This is a genomic window from Staphylococcus xylosus, assembly GCF_002732165.1.
GTDB classification, from domain to species: Bacteria; Bacillota; Bacilli; order Staphylococcales; family Staphylococcaceae; genus Staphylococcus; species Staphylococcus xylosus.
In genome coordinates, this window is record NZ_MRZO01000008.1 from 63,289 (window position 1) to 86,092 (window position 22,804).

Here is a 22,804-nt window from a genome sequence, read left to right on the forward strand (position 1 = left end):
CTAAAAGGAGCGAAAACATGAAAAAATTTTTAGCTCTGTTTGTAAGCGCATTCTTTTTAGCTGGCATGTCAGTTATTGTGTTATCAGATTCTAAAGGTAACGCAGAAAGTAAGAAAAAGGAGATTATGTTAGCGCATAATCAGCCAACCGAACATCCAGTACACAAATCACTTGTGATCTTTAAAGATAGATTAGAAAAAGAATCCCATGGACAGATAAAAGTTAATATATATCCGAATGGCCAATTAGGTAGTGAACGTGAAGCTATAGAAATGACACAAACAAACGCAATACAGATGACTAAGGTTTCAGCTGGGGCATTGGAGAGTTTTTCACCGACTTATTCTTTATTTAATATGCCTTATTTATTTGAGTCGCAAGATAGTTATCGACATGTGATGCAAAAAAAATCTGTACAGGATGCCTTTTTTAAATCAACTGCAGATAAAGGATTTTTAGGTATTACTTATTACGATGCAGGTATGCGTAATCTCTATACAAAAGATAAAAAAATTGAAAAAAGCAAAGATTTAAAAGGGGTGAAAACGCGTGTGCAACCTAGTAAGACGAGTGTCGATCTAATTAAATCTCTTGGTGGCACGCCTACACCTATGGATTTTGGAGAGGTATACACTGCAATGCAATCAGGCGTGATTGATGCTGGAGAGAATAACGAAACGGCATTAACAAGTAATAATCATGGAGAAATTGCTAAACATTATTACTATACCGAGCATGCCATAGTTCCAGATATATTAATAATGAATAAAGAGACCTATGATAGTTTTTCTAAAGAACAACAACAGTGGTTGAAAGATGCAGCGGCTTATTCAACTGACAAGCATGAAACGATTTGGGATAACGCAATTGAGGACAGTAAGAAAACAGCTAAAGAAAAAATGGGTGTGAAATTCCATGACATAGATAAATCATCATTCAAAGCGTCTTCAAAACCTTTACAAGATGAATTTAAAAAGAATCCCGACACTAAAGCGGATTATAATTTAATCGAAAAGGAGGAACAACGCTATGAAGAAAGCAAAGGTGATCATTGATAAATTATTGCTAACTTTAGCTGGTATTGCGCTTTTCGTAATGGTTATCCTGTCGATTTACCAAGTGCTGACACGCTTTATATTTAATAGTCCAAGTACTGTAAGTGAAGAGATAGTAAGATTTTTATTAATTTGGTTTGGATTACTAAGTGCAAGTTATGTGTTCGGCATCAAACAGCATATAGCTATATTATTTATCCGTGAAAAACTACCACAGAAAATACAATTAATGATGGAAAAAATTTCGGATATTATTTTAATCATTGTAGCACTGGTTCTTATGATTTGGGGCGGTTATGAGGTAGTTAAACTGACATGGTTGCAAATCGCACCTTCAACTGGTTTATCAATGGCTGTGATGTATAGTGCACTTCCTATTTCTGGTTTGTTTATTATTTTTTATGCCATATATAACCTGTTAGATAAACAAGAATTAGCGACCGTCCAAGAAGCTAATAAGGAAGATAGAGGTGAGCATATATGACAATCCTGGCAGGATTAGTATTGTTTATAACTTTTTTCTTCTTCTTATTATTCGGTTTGCCTATTGCACTAGCAATTATCTTGAGTTCGCTCATCACGTTGTTAATGATTTTACCATTTGATGTGACCATAGTGACGGCAGCGCAACGAATGGTCACAGGAATTGACGATTTTACGATGCTCGCCATACCACTATTCGTTTTGGCAGGTATCATAATGAACAATGGTGGAATCGCATTTAGGTTAGTTAACTTTGCGAAAGTGCTTGTAGGTCGTTTACCTGGGTCATTAGCGCATACCAATATTGTTGGTAACATGTTGTTCGGGTCAATTTCAGGATCAAGCGTAGCAGCCGCAGCAGCAATGGGGCGCATCATGGGACCCATGGAAGAAAAACAAGGATATAAAAAAGAATACTCGGCAGCTGCGAATATTGCCTCAGCACCATCAGGTTTATTGATTCCACCGAGTTCATTGCTCATTGTATACTCGCTTGTGAGTGGCGGTACATCGATTGCTGCATTATTTATAGCTGGTTATATACCAGGCATTTTGTGGGGCATTGCATGTATGGTTGTAGCTTTTATTATGGCAAAAAAACAAGGATATAAAGTATCCGAAAGTATTGGTTGGAGAGATAAAATATTTTTAACATTAGATGCTTTGCCTAGTTTGTTATTAATTGTCGTTGTTATTGGCGGTATCGTTTCAGGTGTGTTTACTGCGACTGAGGGTGCAGCTGTAGCTGTACTTTATTCGACCGTATTATCGCTTATTTATAAAAGTTTATCATTGAAACAAATTCCTAATGTGATAAAAGAGACTGCAGAAATAAGTGGAATGATTTTGTTCTTAATTACTGCTTCTGCATTGTTCTCGCTTGTCATGAGTTATACGGGATTACCTGAAACAATTTCAAATGGCATTATTTCTATGACGGATAATCCAATCATTTTATTACTTTTAATAAATGTCATTTTATTGATGATTGGTACATTTATGGACATCACACCAGCTGTATTAATATTTACGCCGATATTTTTACCAATTTCAGAGGTTTTAGGCTTAGACCCAATTCATTTTGGAATTATTATCGCTTTTAACTTATGTATTGGTAATATCACTCCGCCAGTAGGTAGTGCATTATTTGTTGGTGCAAGTGTTGGTGGTGTGCGTGTAGAAGCAGTATTTAAATATTTAGTACCATATTTCATTGCATTAATTATCTTGATGCTATGTATAACATTTATCCCAGAACTATCATTATTCCTTCCTAAATTATTAGGATTATAGAAAAGGAGCAAAATATTATGTCATTAATTACCGATGATTTTTTATTAAACAATAAAACAGCAGTGAAGTTATATGAGAAGGCGAAAGATTTACCTATTTACGATTTCCATTGTCATTTAGACCCTAAAGAAATTTATGAAAACAAAAATTATGAGAATATTACGCAGCTTTGGTTAGGGGGAGATCATTATAAATGGCGGTTAATGAGGGCTTACGGTATTGAAGAAGCATATATCACTGGTAATGCAGATGACTTTGATAAGTTCCAAGCATTTATGCATATGTTGCCATATTCAATCGTTAATCCGATGTACCATTGGTGTGCGCTTGAATTAAAACGTTATTTTAATGAGGGTACTGATTTAGATAAAGTAAATATAAAAAAACTTTATAAATCATTAAACCGTAAATTAGCTAAGACATCACACACACCACAGAATTTAATAAAGCAAAGTAATGTGAAAGTTGTATGTACGACAGATGATCCATGTGACGATTTGAAATATCATCAATTATTAAATGAAGATAAAAATGTAACATTTAAGGTGTGTCCTACATTCAGACCTGATAGCTATGTGTTTTTAAGTAGTACAACAGTACAAGAAAAAATAACTAAATTGGATGAAGCGACTGATTGTGACGTTAATAGCTTAAATAATTATATCGAAGCATTGAAAGCACGCGTACATTACTTTGATAGACAAGGCGCTAGAAGTTCGGATCAAAGTTTTGAAAAAACACCATTAATGACCGCTTCGTCTGAAGAAGCTAATACGATATTTGAAACATTAGTAAGTGGTCAAAGTGTTTCAGAAACAGAACAATATGAATTAGCAGGCTATATTTTAACAGAGATTAGTAAAGTCTATCACGAATTGAATTGGGTAGTTCAATTCCACTTAGGTCCTACAAGAAATAATAATACAAATATGTATGACAAAGTGGGTCCAGACAGTGGTTTCGATAGTGTTGGAGAACAACTCAGCGCGAAGAGATTAAATGCTATGTTAGACCATCTTGAGCAACACCAAGCACTTTCAGACACTATTATTTACCCTAACAATGGAAATGATCATTTAATGGTTCAAGCGACTGCCGGTAACTTTTCCAATAGTAAGCACAAAGTACAGTTAGGTGCAGCATGGTGGTTTAATGATACGAAAGAAGGCATGGAACGCCACCTAGTAGATTATGCCAACGTTGGTTTATTGTCTAAATTTGTCGGCATGCTAACAGACTCTCGTAGCATGATTTCTTATACACGTCACGAGTATTTTAGAAGAATATTGTGTAATTTCTTGGGAGAAAAGATTGAAAAAGGAGAAATTGCATTATCACCCTCAACCATTGATCAAATGGTGAGAGACATTTGTTATAACAATGCAGTTAATTTATTCAAAATTGAAGGAGTTAAGGAGGAATAATTATGGAATTATCATTTCGTTGGTACGGGGAAGATGACCCCGTAACTTTAAAAAATATTAAACAAATTCCAGATATGAAACATATTGTTACGGCGATTTACGATATACCAGTTGGTGAAGTTTGGACATTCGAAAGAATTTCACAGCTAAAACAATCTATTGAAGCGGAAGGCTTAAAATTTGAAGTAGTAGAAAGTCTTCCAGTCAGTGAAAAAATTAAAATGGGGACGACGGAACGCGACGCTTTAATTGAAAATTATAAAACATCATTGAAAAATTTAGCTGCTAATGGCGTTAAAACAGTCACATATAATTTTATGCCTGTATTTGATTGGACACGTTCACAGCTAGATTACGAACTTGATGATGGATCTAACACGTTAATTTATAAACACGATCAGTTGAAAGACGTCGATCCTTTAACAACAGATTTGAATTTACCAGGATGGGACGAAAGTTATTCGAGAGCAGAGATGAATCAACTCATTACCACATATCGTGAAATGTCAGATGAACAATTGTGGGCAAACTTAAAGTATTTCTTAGACGCAGTCTTACCAACTGCAATTGAGCACGATATTGATTTAGCGATTCATCCGGATGATCCACCATGGTCAATTTTTGGTATTCCTCGTATTATCAAGAACAATGACAGTTACAGACAATTACTAGCAATAAATGATAATAAACATAACGGTATCTGCTTCTGTACTGGATCTTTGGGATCATTAGCTGAGAATGATTTGCCAACTATGATTCGTGAATTTGGTGAGCATATTCATTTTGTGCATATGCGTAATGTGAAACGCTTAGATGAATTTTCATTCGTTGAAACAGGTCACTTATCTAAAAATGGATCTGTAGATATGAAAGCAGTTGTAGAAGCATTAAGAGATATAGACTATAAAGGCACAATCAGACCAGATCATGGACGTATGATTTGGGGAGAAACAGGGAAAGCAGGCTATGGATTGTTCGATAGAGCATTAGGGGCAACATATATTAATGGTTTAATTGAAGGAGTGAGTAAATAATGACTGCACAATTTAAAGACATTAATGTCGTTATTACAGGAGCAACAGGCGTAATAGGTTCAACATTTGTGAAAGCACTTGTAGAAAAAGGTGCGAATGTGGGGATTTTAGGACGTTCCGAAGAGAAAATTGTAGACTTACAAAATGAAATTGATAAAGAAAGAACACAAACCGTCGCAATGGTAGCTAACGTATTAGATAAATCGTCGTTGCAACAAGCCAAACAAACGTTTAACGATAAATTTGGAAAAATTTCAGTACTTATTAATGGCGCAGGTGGTAATAATCCAAATGCTACAACGAATGATGAAATGTATGATGAAGACGGTGACAAAACATTCTTCGATTTAACTGAAGAAGGCGTAGATAAAGTGTTTAAATTAAACTACACAGGTACATTCTTACCATCACAAGTATTTGGTGAAGACGTGGTAGAAGTTGAAACAGGAACGATTATTAACATATCATCTATGAATGCTTTTACACCATTAACGAAGATTCCAGCATATAGTGGTGCTAAAGCATCAGTGAGTAACTTTACACAGTGGTTAAGCACTTACTTTGCAGGTCGTATTCGTGTAAACGCAATTGCACCAGGTTTCTTTGAAACAAACCAAAATAAAGCGCTATTGCGTAATGAAGATGGCTCATATTCTGAACGTGCTTCGAAAATTTTATCTCAAACACCAATGAATCGTTTTGGCGAACCTGAAGAAATTTTAGGTACACTTTATTGGTTAATGGATCATGATATGAGTGGATTTGTTACTGGTATAGTTGTACCTGTCGATGGTGGATTCTCATCATATTCTGGAGTTTAGAAAGGGTTCGTAACTGATTGAGGCATCAGTAAATTGACAGGTCGAAGGAGAAAATAAGCAAATGACTGCATGGCTTACACCAGTTTCAGTAATGAACCAAAATCGTTATGTTGTATTGTTTTATACCTTTAACCACATATATTATCATTGTCAAAAATGGCGAAGTAAATATTGTAACAAATGTATTAATGGGTAATTATTATGGAGAGAGTGTGATACGAAATCAATGTAAACAAAATTGGTTTCTGATCCACTCTTATTTTTATTGTAAAAGTATGTAGTATCTTAGATTTAATAAAATATTGAAAGTGAGAGTAAGTAGCTATCATTATTACAAAATGAATGTAGTTTAATTATGAAAAACATTGATAATAATTATCACTTAATCCATAATGAATGGCATATGCGCATTTAAAAATTATAGATTGGGTGGGATGTTGTGAAATCATTTTTGAAATATTATAAGCCATATAAAGGATTATTTTTTATAGATTTTGGTTCTGCCATAGTTGTTGGATTATTAGAGTTAATCTTTCCACTCATAACGAGTATATACATAGATCGTCTATTACCAACGAATAATTGGAATCTTATTGTGATCTTTGGATTACTATTACTAGGTGTTTTTGCTATTGAATCGGTGCTTAAATTTGTTGTTACCTACTGGGGGCATAAGTTAGGCACTAATATAGAGCGAGATATGCGTAATGATTTATACGGTCATATTCAAAAATTAAATTTTAAGTATTTTGATAATCAAAAGTCTGGGAAATTAATAGGACGACTAACCAATGATTTAATGGACATTGGCGAAGCAGCCCATCATGGGCCAGAAGATATATTCCTTTCGATTATGACTTTAATCGGTGCTTTTGTAATTATGTTGACGATTGATGTGAAATTAGCGCTTATTACATTTTGTGTTGTGCCAATTGTTTTTATACTAGCTATATATTTCAGTCAAAAAATGTCTCGAGCGTTTAAAGGGCTATTCGCGAATGTGTCTCGCTTTAATGAATTGATAGCAGATAATGTTGGGGGTATTAGATTAGTTCAAGCATTTACTAATGAGCGTCATGAACAACAGAAATTCAATGGTATTAATGATAATTTTAGAGCTACGAAATTAAAGGCTTATAATTACATGTCATGGAATATTACGATTAGTCATATCGCTCAAAAATTAACGCTAGTTATCGTGTTAATCGTAGGTAGTTATTTCGTATTACATGGGGACTTAAGTTACGGCGGCATCATAGCATTTATTATGATTACGAATGTATTGTTTAAACCTTTAGAACAAATTAACATGATTATCGAATTATTTCCAAAAGCTATTGCAGGATTCAATAATTTTAGAGAAATCTTATCATTAGACCCCGAAATACAAGATGATCCACATGCTACTAAGATGCCGGCAAAGCCTAAGACGATTGAGTATAAAGATGTGTCATTTGGCTATGGAGAGACACCTATTTTAAATCATATGAATTTAACGATTCATCAAGGTGAGAAGATCGCATTAGTCGGTCCGAGCGGTAGTGGTAAGACTACAATTAGTTCGTTATTACCACGTTTTTATGAAGTAGATAAAGGTGATATTTTAATAGATGGACAAAGTATTCGCTCTATCCAATTAGCATCATTACGTTCAGGAATTGGAGTCGTCCAACAAGATGTTTTCTTATTCTCTGGTACACTAAGAGATAATATTGTTTATGGCCATTTAGATGCCGATGAAACACAGATATGGAATGCCATCCGTAACGCGCAACTTGAAACATTTATAAGCGAATTACCATTTGGACTTGATACGCTCGTAGGAGAACGAGGTACAAAATTATCCGGTGGACAAAAACAACGTATATCGATTGCGAGAATGTTTTTGAAAGATCCATCGATTATTATTTTAGATGAAGCAACAAGTGCACTAGATATTGAAACAGAAAATAAAATTCAAAAAGCATTTAAGAAACTTTCAGAAGATCGAACATCTTTAATTATTGCGCACAGGTTATCAACGATTAAAGATGTAGATCGCATAATATTTATAAAGGATGGCCAAATTTTGGAAGAAGGAAGTCATGAAACCCTCATGCAACAGGACGGTCCATATAAACAACTTTACACATCACAATTTGCGGAAGCTGAAACTTTTTAATTTTAAAGTGAATTAAATAAAAAGCGTGCACCACTAGGTTTAGTACCTAATGATGCACGCTTTATTGTTCTCACAAATAGTAAATGGTGTTTATATATTGGGAATGACATTAAGGTGATTCAGATTGTGTGTTTACAGTTACAGTAATAATTTGATTAAAACAATTATGATAACTTTGCCAATCAATTTTTGAGTTAGTTTGGTCCGTTATCAATACATCAATTGCGTCATTTGGACAAACATGATGGAGAGACACTTTATCAAATTTAGAACTGTCGGTAAGTACATAAATTTCTTTGGCTTGTTTAACCATTTGTATTTTTGTTGAAGCCAGTGTGTCATTAAAATGCGTAATCCCTTTTTCTAAATCAATTGCAGGTGTTGCGAGAAATAATTTAGAAGGGTTAAATTGTTTAATTGCTTCGTTTGTCATCATGCCATTTAACAAGTAATTATCTTTATACAAAGTGCCACCAGTAACGATTACTTGGTTAGATGTTGATTTTAAAATAGAAGCAATATGTATATCATTTGTAATAATTGTTAAATTGCTTTTTTGTGCAAGTGCACGCGCAAAATGTAATGTCGTCGATCCAGAATCAATAAACAATGTGTCGTTCGCTTCAATGAATTCGGCAGCTTTTTGACCTATAGCTACTTTCTCATAATAATAACTTGTTTCACGATCATCAAAATTTAATTCATCCCACACCTCAGTGTCATTTAAAACGACACCACCATGTGTCCGCTTGATGTGGTTGTACTGTTCTAATTTATTTAAGTCACGACGAATCGTTGCTTCGTGGACATTGAATTCTTTAGCTAACGTGTGTATTGTGGCTTTTTTATTAGCTTTCAAAAATGTAATAATATGCTGTTCTCGTTCTGCTGGTAACATCGACGACTACCTCCTAATTATATTGTTTAGCTATTGTTAATTATGCGGTATATTCATCATTTTGCATATGTTTTGGCATTTTAATAAAGTAAGTTAGGAACGTACTGATAAAGTATAAAATGGCGAGGACCCAAATGACACCAATTGCATCTATACTACCAATGAATAGATAAACAATCATTGGACCGACAAATACAGGTAAACCAGCACCTAAATTAAGCACGGATAAAGCCGCACCCTTATCTTTTTTAACAAGCGATGGTATTAATGCAGAAAGTGGTACATAGGCTGCAATAAATGCCCCCCAGCAGAAACCAACTATTGTTAATAAGGCTAAATTGCCATCTGTCCAAATAGGGACATAGCCCATCAATAGTACCGAAATACCGCTTCCAATACCACCGAAATACATTACGGTATTACGCCAACCAATCTTGTCTCCAACAACACCGAAGATAAGGTTGAACAAGATATTACCAACAAAAATAGTGGACCATACCGCCAACCATTTAGAGGTAGGGATACCAAAAGATGATAAATAGATAGGTAAAAAGACTGGGAAAGCGAATTGTGCCGTAGTATTAATTACACGAACAATACCACCCAATAACACTTTTGGTTCTTCGCCAACAATGGTAACACCTTTAAATACTTCTTTAAGTTTTTCTAAAGCACTACCTTGGTTTGAAGGTAGTGTGTCTTTATTTAATATTATAGTAAAGAAAGCACCTAGAATAACCCATATTAATGAGCTCCATAGTGTATTTATATGTCCTAAATATTCGATTGCCCAAATAGAATAGAGTGCACCAAGAACGTTTAAACCACCTGTGAAGACAAACCAGAACCAACCTACAGCTGCACCGAGGGTCTTTTGTTCGGAACGATATGATATCCATACTAAGAATGAATAAGCAAATAAGGGATAACCCAAACCTCTTAATGCATATGCTGGCAACATTAGTGCTAAGTTTTGAGATGGAATTGCAAAGCCAACAAAGAAAATTGTACCGATAATATAAAAGATTAAGCCTAACAACATGGTACGTTTACCACCGAGTGCTTCTGCAAACACACCACTGAGCCAGCTTGCTACAGCAACTGTTACACCGTATGCAGAGAAGAGTAAGCTTGTTTCTTGTACTGAGAAACCATGTCCATGTAACCAAGGACTTAGCCAACCAATCTCTAAGCCATCGCCCATCATAAAGACGATGATACCAATATAGCCCCAAATGATTTGTCGAGGCATGCCTAGAATAGAACTTGAATTATTCATTTATAAACCACCCTTTTTAGTCATTTTTCCAATGATATTGTAAATAAGTTTTCTTCCATCCTTTGTGTGCGGTTGTATCATCTAACGCTATTTTTAAATCATTTGTGTCATAAATATCATAATAAGTATCAGGGATTAACTTTCTTAATGCTTTTTGGTATTGTTTGTTACTAAAAGCATCTATAAGCTGTTCGAATTCACGTTTTGTACTACGAGAACTCCCTGAAAATGTTAACCCTTTTTCAAGCACATCTCTCGTATTAATACCAACACGATCTTCAGTGACACCCATTAATACAATATGACCTTGTCTATCAATTAAGTCTATGGCTTGGTTAATGGCGGATTCAGAGAATTTACCTCCAGCACATTCAAAGACAGTATGTACACCACGATGTTGTTTGAAATCATAGTCAAACACTAAATGCGTCGTTGCAAAATTCTCAAAAGCAGCTAATTTTTCTGCGATAGCTCCAAACACTAACAATTGTTCTTGTTTAATACCATAAATATAATGTAATGCTGTAGCTGCTAAGTAACCAACTGGACCATCACCGAATATGGCAACTTGAGGAGAATTATCTGTAGTTATATGTTCAAGTTGATTGATAGGGAATAATGACACAGAACATAACTCTGCTAACAAAGCGACGTCTTCATCTAAAGTATCAGGTACTTTAACTACATTATCTCCAGGTACAACAAGTTGATCTTGGCATATACCATCAAAGCCGCTTCCCATAAATAAAGCATGCTCATCATAATTATCTTGATAGGGAGAAGGTGCAAAAGTTTGTTTACGTAGGTAAGATGGAATGTTTGGAACAATTACAACTTTGTCACCTTGGATAAAATCAGGATGCTTGGAATCTTCAACGATGCCAATTCCTTCATGAAAGAGTGCCATAGGTAATTTTTTTGCGAGTGCTTCGGGACGACGATTACCTGTGTAATAGCGTAAATCTGCATGACAGACACTTGCTTTAGTTGGTCTAATAATAATATCTCTTTCATCATAGTCATGAATAAGTGTAGCCTGTTCGAATTGACCAGGTTCAGTTAATCGGAAAGCATTCGATTGAATTTTCATATTTGCGCATCTCCTTGATAATATTTGTTTATATATGTTTATATCGCCAATAGTAAACGCTTACACTTGTATTTGTCAAACTAATTTTGTTCTATTATGCAGTTGTTTGTTGTTTTATGATTTTTTATGTTGATTTTTACTTTAAACTTAATTATGCTTTAAGAAAGCGTTTTCTTATAGAGAATTGAATGGGGGATTACACAATGACTTACAGCATAGGTATTGATTTTGGTACAGGTTCAGGCAGAGCATTTTTGATTAATACTGAAAATGGGGAAATTGAAGAGCAATATATAAGAAACTATACACATGGCACTATAGAAGGTGAATTAGGTGGAGAAAAACTCCCCCAAAACTTTGCTCTCCAAAATGCCAATGATTATATGGAAATTATTGAGATAGGTATTCCTACCATTATTGAAAAAGCCAATATTTCAGTATCTGAAATCGTTGGTATAGGTATTGATTTTACATCTTCAACAGTTATATTTGTAGATGAACAAATGGAACCCATACACAATAAATCAGGTTTTCAAGATAATCCGCATGCTTATGTAAAGTTGTGGAAACACCATGGCGCACAAGATGAAGCAGATTTATTATTTAAGACGGCATTAGAAGGTAAAAATAGATGGTTGGGTTACTACGGATTTAACGTTAGTAGTGAATGGATGATTCCTAAAATCATGGAAGTTAACAATAAAGCGCCTGAAGTTATGGCTGTTACAGCAAATATTATGGAAGCAGGCGACTGGATTGTAAATCGACTTACTGGTCAAAATGTAAGGTCTAATTGTGGTTTGGGTTTCAAATCATTTTGGGAAGCAGAGACAGGATTTCATTATGATTTATTTGATAAAGTAGACTCAGATTTATCAGATATTGTACGTACAAAGGTTGATGCACCAGTAGTCAGTATAGGTGATAGTGTAGGTACTTTATGCAAGGAGATGGCAGAAAAACTAGGTTTGTCTCCAGATACACAAGTCAGTCCGTTTATCATTGATGCACATGCAAGTTTATTAGGTATTGGTTCAGAAAAAGATAAAGAAATGACTATGGTTATGGGGACTAGCACATGTCATTTAATGCTTAATAAAGAACAACATAAAGTGCCTGGTATTTCTGGATCAGTTAAAGGAGCCATCATTCCGGACTTGTATGCTTATGAGGCGGGTCAAACGGCAGTGGGTGATTTATTTGAATATGTCGCGAAGCAAGCGCCTTATGATTATGTTAAAGCAGCAGAATCACGTGGTATTTCCATATTTGATTTACTTAATGAAAAGGCTGCCCAACTTTATCCAGGAGAAAGTGGCCTTATTGCTCTAGATTGGCATAACGGTAATCGTAGCGTATTAAGTGATAGTAACTTAAAAGGTAGCCTCTTTGGTATGACTTTGCAGACAAGACATGAGGAAATTTATCGTGCATATTTAGAAGCAACTGCGTTTGGTGCAAAAATGATTATGCAGCAATACCAAGGATGGCAAATGGAAGTTGATCATGTATTTGCTTGTGGGGGTATTCCTAAAAAGAATGGTTTGCTCATGGAAATCTATGCCAATATATTGAATAAGAAGATTACTGTAATTGATAGTGAATATGCACCAGCCATCGGTGCAGCAATCTTAGGTGCTATTTGTGGAGGTGCGCATTCTGATTTCAATTCAGCTATAGAAGCGATGAAAGAACCAGTACTTTATCAAGTAGAACCAGACCCTCAACAAGCACGTATTTATAAAAAATTATTCAGCGCTTATAAAGAATTGCATGATTTACATGGTTACAAAAAAGCACGTATTATGCGTAATGTTAGTGCATTGATGTAAATTTATAGTTCTAATACAATTTGAAATAGTTAACTATGCAACTGAAAATACTAGGTATTTGTGATTTATAGGTATAAAAAGGGGAAATGATATAGTAACTCATAATGCTAAGGGGATGACTGTTGTGGAATGGGAAATTGTAAATTTAGATATAGAATTTAAAGTGAACGCTTCGGTTGAAAAAGTGTTTGAGGCGTGGACAGAACCAAAGATTTTTAAACAATGGTTGTATACCTCTAAAGAAACAAATAAAGTCGCACAGAATCAGTTTGAAATTAATGGTGATTGGGAGATAGTTGATGAAAGAAGGGGTGAAACATATAGAGCGACAGGTACATATATGGATATTGTAGAACCATATAAATTGATGTATTCATTTAAAATGCCTCAATTTAGTGATTTAGAAGATATCATAACTGTTGAATTTATAGGTTTAGAAAATGAAACACAAGTTAAATTTAATCAAGGTTTAAAAGTTTCCTTAAATGACACAATTAATAAGCAATCATATGAACAAACAAAGGAAGCTGCTAAAAAGCAAACAGAAGAAGGATATAATGAAATGTTTGAAAAACTAAAGCAAATACTAGATTAAAATTAGACGTAAAGCTATTATCATATGTATATAAACCTCTCGCTACGTAATGAAAGTAGTGAGGGGTTTAATATGTCTTTTAGTTAACTATTTTATGTAATTCGAAGTTACATTTTCTATCATCTTCCTATAGAAGTTATTAATGTATTAAGACTTCCTCTAAACTTATATTCATTTCACTAATTTTTTGTTCGGGATTTTCTGATATTTTATTAAATACATTTAGAATTGTTTCGTGTAAGCGATAGATTCCCGCTTTATCCAATACATCTGTTTGATAGGCATAATCAAACTCTAAATTATTTTTGTTACTTCTATTACAAATGTTTATACCCAGTGGAGCGACATTTGTACCATTGCTCAACCACTCATCAGTAAACCCATCTTTTATAAATTCTGCATCATATTTTGCATTTTGAAAGGAAATAAAACAATCTTTTAATCCTTTTCTATTTTTACAATTTTTAACAATATATCTAAATGGATAGTGTCTGTATTTTAATAAATTAAGACTTTCCAATTTTACTATGTATAAAAAGTCTGTTATAGATAAGTCATTATTTATTTCGACTATCATTGGTAAGTATTTTGCAAACAATCCAGTTGATTGTTTTTCATTTTGACCATTTCTATTATGTATCACCATTCCAATTGACGTGGTTTTTGCGCGTGTTTTTTTATGTTTAATAATATGCATGATTGCTGTAAAAAGGTTACTTACACTAATTGCATTTTTAGTACAAAAATGATTGATTTTTGCACTTAATTTATCTGATAAATCAATGCGAAGTCTTTCTCCAACTATACTATTTAATCTGTTATCTTCAAAAAGAGAGTTATTTTCAAAATATTTAGTTTTTTTAAGCCGAAAAGCTTGATCCTTAATAAATCTTTTAGATGATTTATAATCTTGTTCATTTGTAATTATTTCTAAGTAAGTTGAATTTGATATCATTTCGTTCTTTTTACCTATTAATTTTTTTACAAAATTATCTATAATGATAGTAATTCCCCAAATATCGATTATCAAGTGGTGTAATATTATAAAAATTCCCATATGCCCATCCGGACATTTTACTACTTTTACATGGTACAAGTTTTCATCTGAGATAAATAAATTTCTATTCGTATTATTTTTAAGCCACTTATCATAGTTCACTTGATCATCGTGAAAATTTAAGAATTCAAAATGTTGCTCCTCATAGTCAGCAACATACTGCCTATATTCGCTATCTTCTTTAGTGAATCTAATTCTAAGTGTGTCGTGTTGTTCAATCACTTTATTGAAGGCGTCGTTAATTTGTTGGTAGTTAAGTTGTTTCTTTATATGAATAATACCAGCTATATTATTAATACTTGTATTTTCGTGACGTTCTTCAATACGAATAAATTCATCTTGAACTGTAGACATCTTATATTTCTTCATTATTTATCTCCCTTATTATATAGTTAGTATAAATATTAACATAAATATTATTAAAAACAATTAAAAATAAGTTTGTGTCACAATATTTTATTGAATAAAAATATTTGTATTACTATGTTATTTATAGTGCTACAAAGTTAACATAGTGTTTTGACCTTATGACTTAAGCAGTCAATTTAATTATTATTAAAATGTTATTTTGCTTTACTATTTATAAATATGAATGTAGAAAAATGAAGTTATTGTAACAATTTTTTGTAATAAGAGAGAAAGAAAATAGAGAAGTTATAATTTACCCTAAAAAATAAAAGAGCTACTAATCTCCTATGAATACAGATGATTAGTAGCTTGAAAAGTTTTATATAGGGAGGCGAGAGACAATTAGGCTATGGAACTAAATGATAAAAGATTATGACATAAAAGTATTAATAGCATCTATCAAACTATAAATGCCTAAAAAGCTTACGACTAAAACTACGATGCCCCCAATAATATTAAGCCAAATGGTATTTGCAAAGTGACCCATTAAGTTTTTCTTATTAATAATAATAAAAATTAAAATAGCAACAATAGGTAAGATAATACCATTTAAGGCTTGAGCAATGAGTAATACTTGAAGAGGTTCAAAGCCTAAGGCTGAAGTGATAATACCTATAATTATGATAATGGTAAATACTGCTTTGTACTTTTTACTTTTCATACCACCTTGCCAGCCAAGTAGGCTACTGATAGTAGCAGCAGCGCCTGTGGGTGAAGCGATAGCTGATGATAGACCTGCAGCAAATAAACCTACACTGATTGCGATTGGAGCCGCATCACCTAACACGGGTTCCAGTGGCCCTGCGAGTTGGATCACACTTGTGATCTCTTTACCTTGGATTAAAGTGGCAGCAGAGATTAATATCGCTGCGGAAATAACACCACCAACTGAGATGGAAATAATTGTATCCCAACGGGCAAATTTTAGTTCTTTTATGTGACCAAATCTTTCATGGACTGCAGTAGAATGAATGAAGAAATTGTAGGGTACAACCGTTGTACCAATAAGTGCAATGACAGTTAGGATTGAACCATTTGGTATTGTAGGAACAAAAACCCCTTTTAAGATACCTATAACATCTGGCTTAATAACAATCATAGTAGTAATGAATATAATGCCCATAATAACCATGAGTAAAATCATTATTTTTTCTAAAAAACGATAGTTACCAAATAAGCCGATTAGTAATATAATGATCCCAATTACGGGCGCTACCCAATGTTCAGGTAAATTCAGTAAATATGAAGCTCCGAGTGAGGTGCCAATCAAGTCACCACTGATATATGCTGCACAACCAATGGTGACAGCAATTAAAGTGAACCAAACTATAATCAGCTTACCAATTTTATGTTTAAATAAGTCTTGGATGGCCTCACCCAAACCTTCACGGGTGACAAGAGATAAACGAATAATCATCTCTTGCAGTACGATTGTGGCGATGATGGAAAATACTACCGCCCAAAGTAAACTATATCCAAATCCTGCGCCACTTTGAGTCATGGTCGTCACAGTACCTGGACCAATAAAAGAGGCAGTAATAATCATTCCTGGACCAAGCGAACGTAAAACTTTCTTAGCACCTTTTAGCAATTAAACCACTCCTCAAATTATTTTGATTGATTTAAATAAGCGACGTGGCCAGCAAGCACATATAGTACTGCTGTAGAGACAAAGTGAGCTGAGTTTTGGTTGGCATCCATCATTGGATATACTTCTACATAATCCATGCCACAAAGACCTAATTTACCAAATTCATGAATCATTGTTAATAATTCATAAGAGGTGATGCCGTTACCATCTACTGGTCCTCCTGGATTAAATGCAAAGTCTAATACATCACTGCAAATTGTTAAATACACAACATCAACATCTTGACTCGCTTGTTCATAAATATCGTGTGCATATTTTTTTAAATCCTGAGCTTCACGAATATCATTAATTGTTAAAGTAACAGCCCCAGCTTGTTGAGCATAACGACCTGTAGCAGGTTGGTTTCGAGGTCCGTGAATACCTGTGTGAATAATACTTTCATTTCGTATGCCATCGGTATTGTAAAGATGCATAAAAGGTGTATTACGTGCATAAGGTTCACCTTCATAGTCCGGCATATTATCATAGTGGGCGTCTAAATGTATGATGCCTACTTTTTTACCAGTTTCTGTTAAAGATTTAAGGATAGGATATGTAACACCGTGTTCACCGCCAAACCCTACTAAGAATTTTCCGCTTTCCCAAAGAGGTTTAGTGAAATTAGCAATATTATCATAGCTTTGTTTATTGTCGTGTGCTACAAATGGAACATCGCCGACATCTCCAATAGTTAAGTGTTCACTGATATCAATATGATTTAACTCGGGTAAATATTGACTGTAACGTGCCGAACAAACACGTATTTGTTTTGGGCCTAATTCAACACCAGTATAATCACCCCAAGTACTTTCACCTTCAAACGGCGCACCATAAACGATGACATCTGTGTCTAAAGTGTTTTTTTGAGTTAGGTTCTTACTATTTAAAAAACATGGAACATTACCGTAGATATTATTTTTCATAATGTATATCATCCCCTTTATTGTAAATAAGTATATAGATTATTATTTTGTATTTCAAATAAATCTGAAAATTCGAATTTTTAGAAGGTGGAAGTATTAGCTATATGATATACACTGTTATAATAATGATTTTTAAGATAGAAAGCTAATTTCAAGAGATTAAGTAGTGCATATTTAGTGGTAGGTTAGTGATAAAATAAAACATCCACTAGCGTCATTTAACGCTAGTGGATGTTATAAGCAATCTCTATTTAAATGATTTATAAACTTGCGTGATACGTATTAAGCATTAAGCCCAACCGCGGAAACGTGATGCTTCAGCAGTACGCTTGATTCCTAAGACATAAGCAGCTAAACGCATATCCATTTTTCTATCTTCTGCTAAGTCATATATTGTATTAAACGCTTCTACCATTTTTTCACGTAGCTTCATATTAACTTCAGCTTCAGGCCAATAGTAACCTTGATTATTTTGTACCCATTCAAAGTAAGAGACGGTTACGCCACCAGCACTAGCTAAGACATCAGGAATAATCAAGACGTCACGCTCAGTTAAAATACGTGTCGCTTCTGGAGTTGTCGGTCCATTAGCTGCTTCAGCTATAATTTTTGCTTTGATTTGATGCGCATTATCCTCAGTGATTTGATTAGATAGTGCGGCAGGTACTAAGATATCACAATCAACCTCAAATAATTGTTCTTTAGGTATAGCATCATCAAATAAATTTGTGACTCTACCATGCTGCTCTTTAAGTTCAACTAAATGATCAACATCTAAACCATTCGGATCATGTAACGCTTTAAAACTTTCAGATATGGCTACAATTTTAGCGCCCATATCATGTAGGATTTTTGCGATAAAGCTTCCAGCATTACCAAAGCCTTGAATCGCAACACGAGACCCTTTAATATCAATATTTCTACGCTTTGTTGCTTCTTCAATTGTGATGACTGCACCTAGCGCAGTGGCACGGTTACGTCCTTGTGAACCGCCTAAAGAAAGAGGTTTGCCCGTAATAAATGCAAAAGCATTGGAACGGTTAATCTTACTATATTCATCCATCATCCAAGACATAATTTGTGGATTAGTATAAACATCCGGTGCCGGAATATCACTCTCAGGACCAACAAATTGTGAAATGGCTTTAACATAACCACGAGATAAACGTTCTAACTCTTGATTGCTCATTTGTCTAGGATCACAAATGATGCCGCCTTTACCACCACCAAATGGTAGGTTGGTGATGCCGCATTTTAAAGTCATCCACATAGATAACGCTTTAACTTCCTCTTTATTTACATCGGGATGGAAACGGATGCCACCTTTAGTAGGACCGACAGCATGATTGTGCTGTGCACGATAACCAGTAAATGTTTTAACCGTACCGTCATCCATACGGATAGGGATACGTACTTCTAAAAATCTTAAAGGTTCTTTGATAAGTTCATACATGCCATCGTCAAAACCTAATTTATGTAAAGCTTCTTTCGTAATTTCTTGTGTTGAAGTTACTAAATCATTATGTTCTGTCATTACATATCTCCTTTATCTGTTACTTATATTTCATGTTAAGGCTGTGAAGAATGAAAATCAATACTAAAAACTGAATTTTTATAAAAGTTAGAAAATTCAGTTAAAAAAGATAGCGCTTACTTTTTTATCTAATTTACTGCTATATGCACAAATAGCGGTAAATTTTGAGTAGTATATTTTGTAACTTTATATTGACTAAATTTTCAGAAATCAATAGAATGAATAATAATATAAAAAATTATATATTTAGCACTTAAAGATTAGGAGCACATAAAATGGAACAAACGACATTCAAACGTGCTATGAAACAACGTCACCTTATGTTATTAAGTTTTGGCGGTGTCATTGGTACAGGTTTATTTTTAAGTTCTGGATATACACTACAGCAAGCAGGTCCACTGGGAACTGTATTGTCTTACTTAGTAGGTTCAATTCTCGTATACTTAGTCATGCTTTGTTTAGGGCAATTAGCTATTAAACATCCTGTAACAGGGGGCTTTCATACATATGCCAGTAAATATATTCACCCTTCTGTGGGGTACATTGTTGCATGGTTTTATTGGTTAACGTGGACGGTAGCATTAGGATCTGAATTTACTGCAGTAGGTATTTTGATGCAAAGGTGGTTTCCTGAAATACCAGAATACATATTTGCTGCTAGTGCGATTATATTGGTATTGATCTTTAATATCATATCGACAAGGTTTTATGCAGAAGTTGAATTTTATTTTTCGATGGTAAAAGTGATTACGATTATTGTATTTATTATTTTAGGTATTTGCGTCATCTTAGGTATAATCCATTACAATGGATATGAAGGCATAAATACAATTACACAGAGATACACTAATCCGACTTTTCCTAATGGTATAGGGGCAGTATTTTTAACAATGTTGGCTGTGAATTATGCTTTTAGTGGAACGGAGTTAATAGGAATTGCAGCTGGTGAAACTGAAAATCCTAAACAAGTTATTCCTAAGGCGATACGCGCAACTTTATGGAGACTTATTATCTTTTTTATCGGAACGATGGTTATTATCTCGATATTAATTCCTAGTTATCAAGGGAAATCACTAGAAAGTCCTTTCGTGGTGATTTTTCAAAAAATGGGAATCCCATATGCTGGAGACATTATGAATTTAGTGATTATTACTGCTTTATTATCTGCAGCCAATTCAGGGTTATATGCTGCAAGCAGGATGATATGGAGTTTATCAAACGAAGGTGTGTTTCCTAAATGGTTTGGACATTTAAATAAATATCGTATGCCTGTAAATGCAACGTTATTTAGTATGATAGGTGGTTTGTTAGCTTTATTTTCAAGTATTTATGCAGCGGATTCGCTATATGTAGTACTTGTTTCTATTGCTGGATTAGCCGTAGTAATTGTTTGGATGAGTATATGTGTTTCTTACTTTAATGCTAAAAGAGTCGATCATAGTTTGAAAATACATCAATCGGTACCTATTATTGGATTTATTTTGTGCTTAGTATCGTGTATCGGTATGGTTTTTGACTCTAATCAAGCACCAGCGCTTTATTTCGGTGTGCCTTTTGCAGCGATAGCATTATTATACTATTTTATTAAGTATCACAAGAAATGAGGCAAATAAATGAGGTTACTAGAAAAGTTAGAAAGTCAATCACCACTAGTGTTAGATGGTGGATTAGCAACAACATTGGAACAAGCTGGATGTAATTTAAATTCATCATTATGGTCGAGTGAAGTATTAAAAAATAATCCAGTTAAAATAAAAGAAGCGCATCAATCATTTACAGATGCAGGCGCAGATATATTACTTACGAGTACATATCAAGCAAGTTATCAAACTTTTTCAGATATTGGACTAAAAAATGTTGAAATAGAACAATTATTTACTACGGCAGTTGATCAAATCATGGATTCGAGCATTGCTACGCAAGTAATCGTTGGTAGTTTAGGACCTTATGGTGCATATTTAAGTGATGGTTCTGAGTACACAGGTGATTATCAATTAAGCAACGAGGACTATTTTGAATTTCATCGTGCCCGTATAGATGCATTGATTACAAGAGGGATACATGATTTTGTTTTTGAAACGGTGCCTAACTTTGATGAGGTTAAAGCTATTATTGAGTATATTGTGCCACATTATAAAGACCAGACATTTTGGTTATCTGTAACGGTAGATGATTCAGGTGATTTATCTGATGGTACTAAATTTGAATACTTATGTGAGTTTATCAAAAATTATAAAAAAGAAATTCCGGTTTTTGGTATTAATTGTTCATCTGTAGAGGGTATAAATCAAGCTATAGTTAAAGGACTTGCTGATTTGCCACAGACAATTGCACTTTATCCTAATGGTGGCGCAAAATACAATGCGGAAACAAAACAGTGGGAGAGTATGGGGGATAGCCACTTAATTATTGAACAAATACCAGATTGGTTAAAGCATAATGTTAAAATAATTGGTGGTTGCTGTCAAACGACACCAGAAGACATTGAAAATATTCACGATAAATTAAATTTATCAGTTTAATTATAATATTTATGAAAAAATACGCTTCAAGAAAATAACTTTTTAGGTTATTTCTTGAAGCGTATTTTAATACGAAGCGGTAACTAAGGTGCTAACAAAACTATTTAAGTTGATTCAGCTATTAATTTTAGATATAACTCATAAAAATTGTAAAGTTCAATACATTTAGGTTTTAAAATGCACTTAATGGCAGTAAATAAGTCATTCTAGTTTTTGTTTATAGAGAAGTTTTATTTTTCTTCTTGTTTCTTTTTTCTAAAAAAGAGTAGTGTAGATCCTAATAATAGTAAGAAGCTACTCCACATAGTTGTACTGCGTTCTTTTTCACCAGTATTAGGTAATTGTTTCTTTTCATTTGTATGCTGTGAAGTATTTGTTTTTGCAAGTGAATTTACTGCTTCTGTATCTGTTGCGATTTGACTAGATTTTACCGCCGTACTAGCATTGATAGCTTTTATATTTAAGTTTGTATCTTCTTGTGATTCAAGTTTAACCACATTATTGCGATTATTAGATGAAAATTGAATTTCATTATCCTTAGATGATGGGTCTATATTTGGTTCAGTATCCGAAGTTGGCTCAGGATCCGGAGTTGGTTCTGGTTCCGGTGTTGGCTCAGGATCCGGAGTTGGCTCAGGATCAGGTATTGGTTCAGGGTCCGGCATTGGTTCAGGTTCCGGAGTTGGTTCAGGGTCCGGAGTTGGCTCAGGATCAGGTGTTGGTTCAGGATCCGGCGTTGGTTCAGGATCCGGCGTTGGCTCAGGG

19 protein-coding genes are annotated in these 22,804 nt (G+C 34.1%); 11 read left to right on the top strand and 8 right to left on the bottom strand.

The features are described from left to right. Window positions 1-17: 17 nt before the first annotated feature. From BTM19_RS11405 to BTM19_RS11435, 7 genes are all read left to right on the top strand, one after another. Window positions 18-1,055 (top strand): TRAP transporter substrate-binding protein, encoded by a 1,038-nt coding sequence (locus BTM19_RS11405; protein WP_038678013.1) that lies wholly within the window; start codon window positions 18-20, stop codon window positions 1,053-1,055. After that, entirely contained in the window at window positions 1,030-1,539 is a 510-nt protein-coding gene (locus BTM19_RS11410) for a TRAP transporter small permease (protein ID WP_029377899.1), read from the top strand. The genes BTM19_RS11405 and BTM19_RS11410 overlap by 26 nt, the downstream gene beginning before the upstream one ends. Beyond that, a complete protein-coding gene (locus tag BTM19_RS11415) occupies window positions 1,536-2,831 on the top strand; it encodes a TRAP transporter large permease (RefSeq protein WP_029377898.1) in 1,296 nt (431 codons plus the stop codon). The genes BTM19_RS11410 and BTM19_RS11415 overlap by 4 nt, the downstream gene beginning before the upstream one ends. Before the next feature lie 17 nt (window positions 2,832-2,848). Continuing rightward, window positions 2,849-4,255, top strand: coding sequence for a glucuronate isomerase (uxaC, locus tag BTM19_RS11420; RefSeq protein ID WP_029377897.1), 1,407 nt, complete (start codon window positions 2,849-2,851; stop codon window positions 4,253-4,255). A 2-nt stretch (window positions 4,256-4,257) separates the two neighbouring features. Beyond that, window positions 4,258-5,289 carry a mannonate dehydratase gene (locus tag BTM19_RS11425; RefSeq protein WP_038678017.1) on the top strand — a complete coding sequence of 344 codons (1,032 nt, stop codon included), beginning with the start codon at window positions 4,258-4,260 and terminating at the stop codon, window positions 5,287-5,289. Then, a complete protein-coding gene (locus BTM19_RS11430) occupies window positions 5,289-6,110 on the top strand; it encodes an SDR family oxidoreductase (RefSeq protein WP_038678019.1) in 822 nt (273 codons plus the stop codon). The genes BTM19_RS11425 and BTM19_RS11430 overlap by 1 nt, the downstream gene beginning before the upstream one ends. A gap of 439 nt (window positions 6,111-6,549) precedes the next feature. Further along, on the top strand, window positions 6,550-8,271 hold the full coding sequence (locus BTM19_RS11435) for an ABC transporter ATP-binding protein (RefSeq protein WP_029377894.1): 1,722 nt from the start codon (window positions 6,550-6,552) through the stop codon (window positions 8,269-8,271). Between the two features lie 109 nt (window positions 8,272-8,380). On the opposite strand, the gene BTM19_RS11440 is transcribed toward BTM19_RS11435, so the two are convergent. From BTM19_RS11440 to BTM19_RS11450, 3 genes are read right to left on the bottom strand one after another with little or no spacing between them, the layout of a single operon-like run. Continuing rightward, window positions 8,381-9,169, bottom strand: a complete 789-nt coding sequence (locus BTM19_RS11440) for a DeoR/GlpR family DNA-binding transcription regulator (protein WP_038678020.1) — start codon at window positions 9,167-9,169, stop codon at window positions 8,381-8,383. A gap of 40 nt (window positions 9,170-9,209) precedes the next feature. After that, the gene (locus tag BTM19_RS11445; protein ID WP_029377892.1) at window positions 9,210-10,448 is read right to left on the bottom strand and encodes an MFS transporter; all 1,239 of its coding nucleotides are present in this window, start codon (window positions 10,446-10,448) and stop codon (window positions 9,210-9,212) included. A gap of 16 nt (window positions 10,449-10,464) precedes the next feature. Continuing rightward, window positions 10,465-11,538 (bottom strand): alcohol dehydrogenase catalytic domain-containing protein, encoded by a 1,074-nt coding sequence (locus BTM19_RS11450; RefSeq protein WP_029377891.1) that lies wholly within the window; start codon window positions 11,536-11,538, stop codon window positions 10,465-10,467. A gap of 203 nt (window positions 11,539-11,741) precedes the next feature. Here BTM19_RS11450 and BTM19_RS11455 point away from each other — a divergent pair, with 203 nt between their 5' ends. Both BTM19_RS11455 and BTM19_RS11460 read left to right on the top strand, forming a co-directional pair. Further along, window positions 11,742-13,370, top strand: a complete 1,629-nt coding sequence (locus tag BTM19_RS11455) for a ribulokinase (RefSeq protein WP_029377890.1) — start codon at window positions 11,742-11,744, stop codon at window positions 13,368-13,370. A gap of 115 nt (window positions 13,371-13,485) precedes the next feature. Then, window positions 13,486-13,965, top strand: a complete 480-nt coding sequence (locus tag BTM19_RS11460) for an SRPBCC family protein (protein ID WP_225489292.1) — start codon at window positions 13,486-13,488, stop codon at window positions 13,963-13,965. A 139-nt stretch (window positions 13,966-14,104) separates the two neighbouring features. Here the strand turns inward: BTM19_RS11460 and BTM19_RS11465 are convergent, their stop codons facing one another. The 4 genes from BTM19_RS11465 to BTM19_RS11480 all read right to left on the bottom strand — a co-directional run bounded on the left by BTM19_RS11465 (window position 14,105) and on the right by BTM19_RS11480 (window position 19,517). Beyond that, on the bottom strand, window positions 14,105-15,391 hold the full coding sequence (locus BTM19_RS11465) for a condensation domain-containing protein (protein ID WP_099265866.1): 1,287 nt from the start codon (window positions 15,389-15,391) through the stop codon (window positions 14,105-14,107). A 409-nt stretch (window positions 15,392-15,800) separates the two neighbouring features. Further along, entirely contained in the window at window positions 15,801-17,021 is a 1,221-nt protein-coding gene (locus tag BTM19_RS11470) for an Nramp family divalent metal transporter (protein WP_029377887.1), read from the bottom strand. A 17-nt stretch (window positions 17,022-17,038) separates the two neighbouring features. Continuing rightward, complete coding sequence (locus BTM19_RS11475; protein ID WP_029377886.1) at window positions 17,039-17,983, bottom strand: agmatinase family protein; 945 nt, start codon at window positions 17,981-17,983, stop codon at window positions 17,039-17,041. A gap of 289 nt (window positions 17,984-18,272) precedes the next feature. Beyond that, on the bottom strand, window positions 18,273-19,517 hold the full coding sequence (locus BTM19_RS11480; RefSeq protein ID WP_029377885.1) for a Glu/Leu/Phe/Val family dehydrogenase: 1,245 nt from the start codon (window positions 19,515-19,517) through the stop codon (window positions 18,273-18,275). Window positions 19,518-19,792: 275 nt separating this feature from the next. On the opposite strand from BTM19_RS11480, the gene BTM19_RS11485 reads away from it, so the two are divergent. Beyond that, a complete protein-coding gene (locus BTM19_RS11485) occupies window positions 19,793-21,121 on the top strand; it encodes an amino acid permease (RefSeq protein ID WP_037557097.1) in 1,329 nt (442 codons plus the stop codon). 9 nt (window positions 21,122-21,130) lie between these two features. Then, a complete protein-coding gene (gene mmuM / locus BTM19_RS11490; protein WP_029377884.1) occupies window positions 21,131-22,039 on the top strand; it encodes a homocysteine S-methyltransferase in 909 nt (302 codons plus the stop codon). 230 nt (window positions 22,040-22,269) lie between these two features. On the opposite strand, the gene BTM19_RS11495 is transcribed toward mmuM, so the two are convergent. Then, on the bottom strand, window positions 22,270-22,804 hold a 535-nt coding region (locus BTM19_RS11495; protein ID WP_142378981.1), incomplete at its 5' end, for an LPXTG cell wall anchor domain-containing protein.